The sequence below is a fragment of the Saccharopolyspora sp. NPDC000995 genome, from assembly GCF_053599315.1.
On sequence record NZ_JBSFLZ010000063.1, the window covers coordinates 26,508 to 37,509 of the forward strand.

10 protein-coding genes and 1 pseudogene are annotated in these 11,002 nt (G+C 62.9%); 4 read left to right on the plus strand and 7 right to left on the minus strand.

Annotated elements, in window-relative coordinates; all coding sequences use genetic code 11:
* Positions 1–46: 46 nt before the first annotated feature.
* The 6 genes and pseudogenes from ACWDKQ_RS20580 to ACWDKQ_RS20605 form a co-directional block, all read right to left on the minus strand.
* Positions 47–395 (minus strand): annotated as a pseudogene (locus ACWDKQ_RS20580) (MarR family transcriptional regulator); the annotation flags it as partial.
* 237 nt (positions 396–632) lie between these two features.
* Entirely contained in the window at positions 633–1,085 is a 453-nt protein-coding gene (locus tag ACWDKQ_RS20585) for a hypothetical protein (RefSeq protein WP_450140354.1), read from the minus strand.
* 44 nt (positions 1,086–1,129) lie between these two features.
* On the minus strand, positions 1,130–2,053 hold the full coding sequence (locus ACWDKQ_RS20590) for an RNA polymerase sigma-70 factor (protein WP_450140355.1): 924 nt from the start codon (positions 2,051–2,053) through the stop codon (positions 1,130–1,132).
* 137 nt (positions 2,054–2,190) lie between these two features.
* Positions 2,191–2,664 (minus strand): carboxymuconolactone decarboxylase family protein, encoded by a 474-nt coding sequence (locus ACWDKQ_RS20595; protein WP_450140356.1) that lies wholly within the window; start codon positions 2,662–2,664, stop codon positions 2,191–2,193.
* Positions 2,665–3,320: 656 nt separating this feature from the next.
* Positions 3,321–3,536, minus strand: a complete 216-nt coding sequence (locus tag ACWDKQ_RS20600; RefSeq protein WP_450140357.1) for a hypothetical protein — start codon at positions 3,534–3,536, stop codon at positions 3,321–3,323.
* Positions 3,537–3,995: 459 nt separating this feature from the next.
* Positions 3,996–4,649: a hypothetical protein gene (locus ACWDKQ_RS20605; protein ID WP_450140358.1), complete on the minus strand. Its 654-nt coding sequence runs from the start codon at positions 4,647–4,649 to the stop codon at positions 3,996–3,998.
* Between the two features lie 390 nt (positions 4,650–5,039).
* Between ACWDKQ_RS20605 and ACWDKQ_RS20610 the strand changes: the two genes are divergently transcribed.
* The 4 genes from ACWDKQ_RS20610 (at position 5,040) to ACWDKQ_RS20625 (ending at position 10,469) form a co-directional block, all read left to right on the plus strand.
* Positions 5,040–5,777, plus strand: a complete 738-nt coding sequence (locus ACWDKQ_RS20610; protein WP_450140359.1) for a hypothetical protein — start codon at positions 5,040–5,042, stop codon at positions 5,775–5,777.
* A gap of 98 nt (positions 5,778–5,875) precedes the next feature.
* Positions 5,876–7,300, plus strand: a complete 1,425-nt coding sequence (locus ACWDKQ_RS20615) for a transcriptional regulator (protein ID WP_450140360.1) — start codon at positions 5,876–5,878, stop codon at positions 7,298–7,300.
* Positions 7,297–9,111: a DEAD/DEAH box helicase gene (locus ACWDKQ_RS20620; protein ID WP_450140361.1), complete on the plus strand. Its 1,815-nt coding sequence runs from the start codon at positions 7,297–7,299 to the stop codon at positions 9,109–9,111. Before ACWDKQ_RS20615 ends, ACWDKQ_RS20620 begins: the two co-directional genes overlap by 4 nt.
* Before the next feature lie 134 nt (positions 9,112–9,245).
* Entirely contained in the window at positions 9,246–10,469 is a 1,224-nt protein-coding gene (locus ACWDKQ_RS20625) for a DNA cytosine methyltransferase (RefSeq protein WP_450140362.1), read from the plus strand.
* Here ACWDKQ_RS20625 and ACWDKQ_RS20630 read toward each other — a convergent pair.
* Positions 10,440–10,901, minus strand: coding sequence for a very short patch repair endonuclease (locus ACWDKQ_RS20630; RefSeq protein ID WP_450140363.1), 462 nt, complete (start codon positions 10,899–10,901; stop codon positions 10,440–10,442). The genes ACWDKQ_RS20625 and ACWDKQ_RS20630 overlap by 30 nt on opposite strands.
* Positions 10,902–11,002: the final 101 nt, after the last annotated feature.

Here is an 11,002-nt window from a genome sequence, read left to right on the forward strand (position 1 = left end):
GGTGCGATCCGCTGGCGGAACCCGGTCCGCGACGCCGGTGATGACCATCCCGGCATAGCTCCTCGAAGATCGCGGCCGAGCAGATGAGCACGTCGACGCCCCGGTCGATGTGCCGTATCAGCTTTGGCCGGGCGTCGGCGGCGTAGTCGACCCGCTCGACGTACCCGAGCCTCGTCAGGCGGTCCACGGTCTTGCCCGCGGCCTGCTTGGAGATGCCGAGCCGACGGTCCAGCTCGCTGGCCGTAGTGCCGTCGCGTCCGATCGCTTGTATGGCGAATCCGTGCGCCGGGCGCACCTCGGGGTGGCCCTGCGCAGTCAGCTCGGCGTGCAGCTGGTCGATCAGCCGAGCGGAATCCCGCGAGCAGCAGCAGCGGCAGCTCGTATCCTTGCCTCAGGCATTGCCATGGTCGACAACCCGGTTTACCTTTTCCGTCAACCACGTTTCGGGTCCAGGCGCCGGAGGACGAAACCTGGAACGGGAGAACCTGAAGTGTTCATCGACCACACGGTGGAGACCGCGCCCGCGGAGTCGCGGCGAGCCATGGAAGCCACGACCAAGCGAGTGGGCCGCCTGTCTGCCGCCATCGGGCGACTGGCCGAGTCGTCGCACATGCTCGGGCGGATTCCTCAAGCTAAGCGCGATGTTCGAGGCGTCCACGCTGGATGCGATGGCCCGCGAAGTCGTTATCCTCACGATCTCCACCCGCAACGAGTGCCACCTCTGCGTCGCGACGCACACCGCGATGCTGACCGAGATGGGCGCGGGCCTCGTGATCATCGCGGCACTGTGCGCCAGGCAACCGCTCGGCGACGCCCGCCTGGAGGCGGTCCGGGTGTTCGCGCTCCAGGTGGCGGAGCAGGCCGGAGCAGTGGAAACCGGTGCGCTGCAAGCATTCCTGTCGCACGGATACACGACCCGGAACGCGCTCGAAGTGGTCCTTGGCATCGGTGCCTGCACGATGTCCACCCTGGCCGACCGGCTCGTTGATGCGCTGCTGGACGAACAGCTGGAGTCCTTCGCCTGGTCGGGCCCCAGCGGTGACGTCGGAGCATTCCACGACCTGACCGTCGCAGGTGCAGGCCACCTGCTCCAGGTCCGGTGTGCAGCTGGTCGATCGGTGCGCGGAGGTCAGTTCTGCTCCCGACGGGCCTGCTTCACCTCGCGGTCGATGGCCCAGGCGTCGGCGACCGGCCCGAGGTGGCCGAGCTTGTCGGGGTTGATCACGGTGCGGATGTTCTGGATCTGCCCGTCGAGCACATCGAGGACCATGGTGTGGAGCACCTTGCCGTCCCGGTCGCGGAAGATCGCGCCGGGCTGGCCGTTGACCTCGTGCAGCTCGAACGACACATCGATCCGGATCATCAAGGGGAAGATCGTGCCCAGCACCCGGGCCACGTTCTTCGCGCCCACGACGGCCTTGGCCAGCTGCGGGCTCTTGCCGCCGCCGTCCCCGGCCAGCTGCACATCGGCTGCCAGCAGATCCTGCAGCCCGCGCACATCGCCGTCCTTCAGCGCGTCGAAGAACCGCGTCGCCAGCTCCTGCCGCAGCTGCCGGTCCGCTTCGAACCGCGGCCGCCCGGCCTCCATGTGCCGCCGTGCCCGCACCAACAGCTGCCGGCACGCCGCCTCCGACCGCCCCACCGCCGCGGCGACCTCATCGAACCCGAAGGCGAACACCTCCCGCAGCACGAAGACCGCCCGCTCCAGCGGACTGAGCCGCTCGAGTAGCAGCAGCGCCGCCATCGACACCGAGTCGGCCAGCTCCGCCGACCGGCCCGGATCCTGGTACGGATCGCTGAGCAGCGGCTCGGGAAACCACGGGCCCACGTACTCCTCGCGCCGCACCCGCGCGGAGCGCAGCACATCGATGGAGATTCGCGTGACCGCGGCCGACAGAAAAGCCTTGGTCGAGGTGGGCCGGGTCGACGAGCCGTCAAAGCGCAGCCACGTCTCCTGAACCGCATCCTCGGCTTCACCGACGCTGCCGAGAATCCGATAGGCGATCGAGAACAGCAGCGGCCGCAGGTCCTCGAACTCCTCGATCTTGCTCACGCCGACTCCACTCCCTTCGAAGCGCTCCCGTCCGGCCGTGCTCACGTGATCTTTCGGACCGCTGCCAGGCCGGCGCAACACCCGGGTCCGATGCTCGGGGCCCGCAGCCCGGGCCCCGAGCCAGTTGCTCATGTCGTTCAGTGGAACTGCCCGGGCTCGTAGTTGCCGGCCGGCTGCTGGGTGATGATGTTCAGCCGGTTCACCGAGTTCATGAAGGAGACCAGGATCACCAGGGCGGAGAGCTGCCCTTCGTCGTAGTGCTTGGCGGCGCGCGCCCACACCTCGTCGCTGACTCCGCTGGCCGCATCCGTGACCCGGGTACCCTCCTCAGCCAGTTCCAGCGCGGCGCGCTCGGCCTCGGTGAAGACCGTGGCCTCCCGCCACGCCGCGACCAGGTTCAGTCGCACCGAGGTCTCGCCGGCAGCGGCGGCCTCCTTGGTGTGCATGTCGATGCAGACGGCGCAGCCGTTGATCTGACTCACGCGAAGCGCGACCAGTTCCTGTGTCGCGGTCGGCAGCGGCGAGTCCTTGAGCGCCTTGCCCGTCGACATGAAGTACTTGAGGACTTTGCCAGCGGTCGGGTCGGCGAAGTAGTCCAGTCGCGCGTCCATGGCGTGCTCCTCTGCGGTCGTCAATGGCTACACCCCTTGAGACGGGGTAGCCCGACGCCCTGTGACATGGGCAAATGTGACCTGTGTCTCTCGACGGCTGTCTTTGAACTCGTGTTGCGCGGCGGTGCCTTGCGCGCGGAAGTCCTCGGACAGCGAGTGCAGCAGCCGGACGTATGGGATGATCTACGCCCCAGCAGAGTCCCCAGGAACCTCCCAGGCCTAGACGCAGCAATGATCAAACTCAAGCGTCCGTGGGCGTCGGAGTCCTGTAGGGCTTGGTGGCCCAGGGAACCCCGGACGAAGCGACTGACCCGGCGGGCTTCACAACAGCACCGGTTGGTGGCCACGGGAATCTCGGCAGTGGCCCTGCTGGCGTCAGCCCTGCCAGGGAAGGCAGGCTCGGTAGAGAAGGTCTGACCGAGACACAGCCTGAAGTGCGGCGACGCTCTAGGACCCACGTGCCGACGTCGGCCTGCAACGTCAGCGGATCCGCGGGACTGCCACCTAGTGGCGTACCGGCACAAGTTGGCTTCATGCCTCAGAGGGCGCTGTACCGCCTTCGTGGGCAGCGCCTTCGGCTTCGGGCAGAACGTCGTGAAAGGCCTGGTCTCGACCCAGATCGCAAGCCAGGCCTCCACCTCCAACAAGCCTGCGTCCTACATGCGGATGGTCGGCAACCTGGGAACCATGTGGAAGGTGGTCGCGAGCACCATTAGGCACATGAGCGTCGCCACGATGAAGACCAGGAGGACGAGCAGCCGGCGGAACCGTTTAGGACTGCCCAGGCAACGGTCGATCAGCCTCACCACGGCGACGGGCCAGGCGGGATCTTCGTCGGCGTTCCCGCGCGTGGGTGGAGTGGCCTCGGGCATGCAGATCTCCATGTCGTGTGTTTGTCGTGCTTGGGTTTACCCTGGCCACCCCCGTTGCACCGGGTGGGCAGGTTTGTACGAGCGCTCACGAGAAAGCAAGCACGCATCGACCCATCTCTGCTCAAGAGTGGATGCATCGAGATCCGCAGCATGAGCCGTGGGCGGGGGCGTACATAGCGCGACGTGCTTGCTCAGCTCTGCGGCAAGCACGTAGAGGACGTGGATTTCACATGGGGTCTCGACCGGCGGCCTCCTGGACAAGATCGATTATGAAAGCGTCTTTTAGTCGAACAAACAAGGCGTCTCCCTGCGCGGCGATCAGGCAGATCGAGCGCGACTGTGGCGGTGGTCACTTTGACCCAGTCTTGATCTGCTTTGCTGAGACCTGGTAAGCGCTGTCGAATTGCCTGCTCGGTGTTGCCGCGCGGCGGATCCCAGGCGTGGTGCGGGTTTTGCTGGCTAGTCGATAGTCCGGCTCGTCGACATTCCTCCCAGAGCCGCACACATTGCCTTGTTGGAGTCCGGAATCAGTCCGCAGTGGTTCAGCGCGAGCGCGAAGCGAAGGACGTCACTGTGCGGGCGGTCGCGGCCGAATGCTTGGATCAAGGCCTCCGCAAGCGCATGCTCGTCTTGCTGGCGGAACTCCACGATGCACGCGGCGCATCCCGATGGCCCCAGTAGCTCCGGAAACTCCCTAATGAGGGTAAGGGTGTCTTCGTGGCGGTCGCGGCGGAGCATCTTGATTGCTGCGTCCGCTGCGATGTGCTTCTTGTTCCTAGTCGGCGCACTCTGTGCTAGCAGGGGCGCATCCATGCTCCCCTGCCGGTCCCGTGCAAAATTGAGACCGGCAGAGAGTTTTGCGGCCTCGTTGGGAGCGACGGCCTGCCTGGTTTCCTGGGTTGCTTCGACGTTGGCGGCAACCTGCAGCCGGATCAATTCGCCGAGGTCAATGCCCACGTCGCCGGAGTCGTGAGCGGCAGCGTCGTGCAGGGTTCGCAGGAATCCCTTGTTGGGGACGATTTTTGCGTTGCGGTATCGGGACAGCTGACTGATGGAGAGCGGGTGGTCGGCGGCCAAGCGCTGACGGAAGCCATCCAGGGTCAGCGCGGGCACCTCAAGCAGCGCGCAGAGGTGCCGGATGGCGTCGGCGAGTTCAGCGCGCGCGGGCTTGCTGTTGATAAGACGTCTCCTCTCGGAAAACGCAGCGCAAAGTAAGCGTCCCGCGCTGGAGCGGGACGCGTCGGGCAGGTGTACTGAGCGCTACTTGATCGACACAATCAGGGGAGCATGGCCACGATCGGGTTGTCAAGCGGGACGCCGCTTCGTAGGCGTCGGCGCAGGATTGCGCAAACTCGGGAACCGCTGGACATTCCTGGGCGATGGGTGTCTCCTGGTTGAGAAAGATCACTGGGGGTGTCACACCGGAGTCGCAGGAGCGCTACGGTAAGACATCGACTACCCCTGACTGTTGTCACCGTGTTGTGTATGACGAGGAGGGCTCAAATGACGCTGCCGTCGTGGCAGGATCCGAAGCTCGGGAGCATGGTCAGAGCGGCGCTCTGGTTGGAGTCCGAGGTTGGCGAACGCAATATCTTCACCAAATCCCGGTTGCGCGAAGCGTTTCCTGACGTGTCCCAGATCGATCGACGGATTCGTGATCTGCGTGACTACGGATGGCGAATCGATACCAAGCGGGAGGATTCGTCTCTTCGGCAGGAAGAGCAGCGGTACACGAAGAAAGGAGCCGAAGTCTGGCTCCCCGAACTGCGTGCGAAGGCTAAGCCGAAAGAGAAGACGGGTCTGACGGCTGCGCAGCGTACGAAGGTCATGTCGGACGACGGCTTCCTGTGCAGATCGTGCGGTGCGACGGCCGGCGACTTGTATGAGGACGGCGTTTCCAGCGCTCAGCTGGACATTGCGCGCAAGCAAATCAGGCTCGTCGATGGAACCGAAGAGGTCCAGCTTGTCACAGCATGCAACCGGTGCCGGGTCGGGGGACGTGGGAAGGTCGTCGACCTTGGTGAAGTGATTGCCGAAGTCACATCGCTTTCGCCGCTGGAGCACGAGGTTTTTGCTGCCTGGCTGAAGCGTGACCGCCGGACCTTCAGCACTCTGGAGAAATTGTGGGCCACTTACCGGGCCTTGCCTGGGGAAGCTCGCGCGGAGGTCAGGAAGGCCGTCGGCGGTAATGGAGCCGGCGACGAGGAAGCTGGCAGGTCTGCCGACGGCAGGCTTTGGTGATCGTTGGTCTCCCCGTATCTACTCAATTCGGCCAGAAACGGGCTTGGCGGCCAGAAGCCGGCAAGTCTCCGAAAGCAATTTAAAGGAACGGAGCCAACATGGTGCGGGATTACCCGCTGCCGCCGATCGCGGCCGAGATCAGTGACCTGATCAAGAAGCGGCTTGCGGAAGCTACCGCTTCCAGCGCCGCCCGCGAGACGGTGACCGTTGAGTGGAACCAGCAGCCGCTGCACGTCGATGTGATCGACATGCAGCTCAGCTACCTCTACTTCAACCCGGCGACACACCGGATTCGCGCGCAGCGAAGCCATGATCCCGCCCAGGACTGGGCCCTGACTGAGGCCCCGTACAGCGCAGAAAGCCAGGACTACCTGGCCTTCCTGCTTCAGGCGGAGCCGGCGGATCCGAACCGTCGCGACCAGGACTTTGAGCAGCTCAAGGAAAGCCTCAAGGAGTTCGGGCAAACAGATCCGGGCCTCGTGACGCACCACGGCGTCCTTGTGAACGGAAATACCCGTGCTGCGGCCTTACGTGAGCTTGGCCGTCAGTCCATGCGTGTGGGCGTTCTCCCTCAGTCGTTCACGTGGGCGGATATCAACGCGGTCGAGCTGTCGCTGCAGCTTCGGCCCGATAAGCGGCGTGATTACTCCTACATCAACAAATTGCTGGCGATGGAAGAGCAAGCCGCTTTGGGGAAGACCAAAGATGTCATTGCTAAGGAGTTCCATGTCCGGGCGTCGACGGTAGAGCAGGGCCGGTGGATTCTTGGTGAAATCCGTGAGCAGATCGAACGCAGCAAGAAGGATGGCGGTCCAGGCTTGCGGCTGATCGACTTTGAAGACGATCAGGAAAAGTTCAAGGAACTGCACCGAGCCTGGGATACAACTCGGGCGAAGGGCCCAGACCAGGCCGATGCGCTCAAGGAGCTCAGGCTAGCGGCCATCACGCTCGATTTCGCAAAGACGGACGTGCGGCTTATCGAGAACGGAGCTTTCCACGAGGAGTACCTGAAGAAGTGGCTGCCGGAAGGATTCGATTCGGCGAGCACCGACGCTGATGGCCTGGCCGTCCCGGGGTTGGGAGTCTCCCTGCCAAGCGAAACAGATGCGCTTGCTGTGGCACGCAAGATCACTGACGAAGTGCTGCGTGTCAAAGCGGAGATGAAGGCAGCCACCGGGGTGTCGGTTGAAGAGAAGAAGCAAGCCGGCGATCGGTTCCTCCAGATCAGAGACGCTTTTGACCGGGCACTTGACCAGGCGGGTCGCGACTCTCGCATTCGTAAGCGGAAGCAGTTGGCTCCGGCACGGCTCGCAGACGCTTGTGCAGACATAGACCAATGCGTAGCTGATCTCGTGCAGGCACGTGCTGCGAACGCTCTCGACGAAAACGCCTTCGACGAAGCAGTGGTGAACCTGAGGGAGAGCCTCCGCAAGCTTGCACGCCAGGCCGGCCGTGGCATTGCATGTCCCGGCCGAGGTGTCACCTGGCTGATCGAAGCGGTGTCCGATGAGGACGCCTCATGACTGACACCGGCGCTGGATCCTCCCTATATCTCGGGTTCGATGACGCCCGCGCGAGGGTAGTGCTGAGGACCGGCGAGAAGTTCCGCGACGATTTTGTCCAGCTGGCATCCCGGTTCCCGACTTGGGCCCAGCTCGGCCCACTGGCCATCAGTGTCGACCTGGATGACCTGCTCGGTCGTCTGAAGCTGATCAGCGGATGGCCGGATCACACCGGCGTGGAGTGGGAGCCTGAGCTCGCAGAGCTCGTGCGGGGAAACCTGCAGGACGCTGCCGCGGTTAAGTCCAGGTTGGACCCTACCAAAGCAGTTGAAGAGCTCGGCTCAGCCGAAGTGCTTGCATCGCTAGGAGAAGACTGGGTAGGGGATCTCAGAGCGTTTCAGCTGCGGGATGTCGCCAAGCTGCTTTCTCTCCATCATGGTGCGAACTTCAGCGTGCCCGGTGCAGGCAAGACACGCGTCGCACTGGCTGTCTACGCTGCCCAACGCACAGCGGACAAGGTTCGCCGACTGCTGGTCGTATGCCCTAAATCTGCATATGAATCATGGCAGTTCGAGACAGGTGCGTGCTTCCGGAAGCCGCTTCGAACGGATGTTTTCGAGCGCAGCCCTGACGGATGGGCTGAGGTCCTGATCGTCAATTATGAGCGGCTGGATCGTTCACTGGCTGCGCTTGCGGGGTGGCTTCAGGAAGCGCCTTCGATGATCATTCTTGATGAGGCGCACCGCATGAAGCTTGGCAGCCGCGGGACATACGGTGCGGCCTGCATGGCACTTGGTCCGCTTGCCAGGCGACGGCTGATTCTCACCGGTACGCCGGCGCCGAACGGAGCCAAGGACTTGGAGAGCCTCCTAGGTTTCGTCTGGCCGGGGTATGGACATCGGACAGTGGCCACAGCGGTAGGCGGCGGTGACCTCGCGTACGCCAGCAGCGTCTTGCGCCCGTTGTTCACACGAACGACGAAGCAGGAACTGGGACTCCCCATGGTGGATTCCAAGGTGCGGTACGTTGACATGCCGCCACTGCACCAAGAGATATATGACTCGCTGGTGGGCGGCTTGTCGGGAGTTACGCCGCGAGATGACCTGAGCTCGCTCGGTCGGACGGCTCTGCGGCTGCTGATGGCTGCTACGAGCCCCGCGCTGCTGATCGAGGCCGCGAGCAAGCACGAACCTCTCGCTTATCAGCTTCCGCCGCTGGAGATCCCGCAGAACGATTCCCTGTTTGAGCTTCTGCAGAAGCTCCCGAGTTACGAGCTGTCGCCCAAGTACCAGGAGACTGCTGCCATCGTCGCCGAGAACGCGGCAAATGGCCGCAAGACGTTGGTGTGGGCGACATTTGTGCGGAGCCTCACGACACTGCAGAAGCTGCTGGAGAAGTATCAGCCTGCGGTGGTGCACGGCGGCACGCCTGACCGGGAAGATCAGCTACGGCGCTTCCGCAACGATCCGAACTGCATGGTCCTGGTATCAAACCCGGCCACTCTCGGGGAGGGAATCTCCCTGCACCAGGTCTGCCATGATGCGGTGTACGTCGACCGGGACTTCATGGCCGGCCGCTTCCTGCAAAGCCTCGACCGCATCCACCGCCTCGGGCTCGACCCCGAAACCGAGACCAGGGTCACAGTCCTCGTCGTTCGGAACTCGATCGACATCACAGTGGAGGAACGCCTTACGCAGAAGCTAGAGTTCATGGGCAAGATCCTTGATGATCCATCGGTGCAGCAGCTCTCCGATCTTCAGGAGGAGCCTTCGGTCGCCGGCGGGCTCGACGCCAGTGACGTTCGCGCTTTGCTGCGACACATGGAGAGCTAGCGACTGGCAAGAACCTGGCGGCCGGGCTCTTCGTGGGTCCGGCCCACTCCGTAATGTGGTCTCAGCACGCGGATGGCGAGGTTGCGCCATCTGCGACACTTGAGCGTCGTTTGCGTGAGACAGAAGGAGTGCCGATGGGCCCCAGCGTCGGCAGTGGCAGCTTGACCTCAGTCGAAATCTGTGCAGGTGCGGGAGGTCAGGCGGTCGGCCTGCACAAGGCTGGCTACGCACACAGGGCGCTCGTCGAGATCGACCCACACGCCGCTGCGACTCTCCGTACGAATGCACCTCGCCTGAATATCAGCTCTGACAAAGTGATCGAAGACGATCTTAATAGCTTTGTCGAGCTTAGGCTCGACGAATTTCGCGACAAATTTGGAATTGAGCGGGGTGAGCTTGACCTCTTGGCTGGAGGTGTCCCCTGTCCTCCGTTTTCTTTGGCGGGCAGGCAGCTTGGCGAAGATGACGAGAGAGATCTTTTCCCTGCAATGTTGGAGTTGGTTGAGAAGCTGCGCCCGAAAGCCGTCTTGATCGAGAATGTACGCGGTCTTCTTGAGCCTCGCCACAAGTTCTCCTCATATCGGAAGCAAATTCTCGATCGGCTGAAGGGTGAGTATGATGTCGCAGAGGAAGGCCTGGATCTCAGTCGCTCGTGGAGAATTTTAGAAGCACGTGACTTCGGGGTTCCACAATTGCGTCCGCGCGCTATTCTCGTGGCTATTCGCAGGGATGTTCTTAAGTCCGGTACTGAATTTATCTGGCCGGTTGCTTCAAACTGCGGCGTGGTCAGCGTTTTCGAGGCGTTGCACAAGACGATGAAGCAGCGTTTCTATGAGCATGGCGAAGAAGGAAAGAAGGCTTTCGCTAGATGGAAGGCAAAAGCTAAGAACGCGCAGCGTCACGACAAGGACAACGCAGTCGCGCCAACGTTAGTGGGAGGATCCAAGAAGCACGGAGGTGCTGACCTGGGGCCGACGCGGGCAAAGCGCGCTTGGGCGGAGCTCGGGGTCGACGCGATGGGGGTTGCGAACGATCCGCGTCAGTGCGTCCCTGATCGGGACCTGTTCCGCGAAGCGGGGCCGATGCTGACTGTCGAGCAGGCGGCGATCATCCAGGGGTTCCCGCGTGACTGGAAATTCTCGGGAGGCAAGACCGCTCGGTATCGGCAGGTAGGAAACGCTTTTCCTCCGCCTGTTGCTGAAGCTGTCGGCAGGGCCATTGCTGCGGTGCTTCGGCCGGAGTTGCGGGATGAGCTTCTGGTTGACCTTGAAATGGAGAATGAGGTTTCTCCTGGCGAGCTGGATTCGATTCAGCTCGACTTTTTCAGGTCAGTTGGATCCGAGCCTGTTCTTGCGTGAGGTAACTCGTTTCACGATCTCCTGAACGCAGTGTTCTGGAGGTTCGTGCTCCCAGAATCGGAGAACGAGCCATCCGGCTTCGGTGAGTTGTTGGTCGGTTTCTCGGTCGCGTGTGATGTTGCGCATTACCTTGTCTGACCAGTATCCGGGATTCATCTTCGGCGGCTTGTAGTGCTCGGGGCATCCATGCCAGTAACAACCATCGATGAATACGGCCACTCTTGAAGGTCTGAAGACCATGTCAGCGGTACGCCGAAGATCCGGCAACGGGCGTGCGCAAACCCGGTAGCGCAATCCCTGAGCGTGCACAAGTCGTCGGATCAGCCGTTCCGGTGCCGTGTCGCGGTTCCGGATCGCCTGCATGTTCCGGCGGCGCCCAGCAGAAGAAGCCCAGGAACCATCGGGCACCGTCCGATTGGCATCGTCAGCCATGACTTGAAGGGTAACGCCCCTGCATCGGCGGTGTTCGCCGCAGTGGTGTGGTCGGTGACCGGGCGCGTGGGGAGGGGGCGTTCGCGCCCGGTCACCGGGGT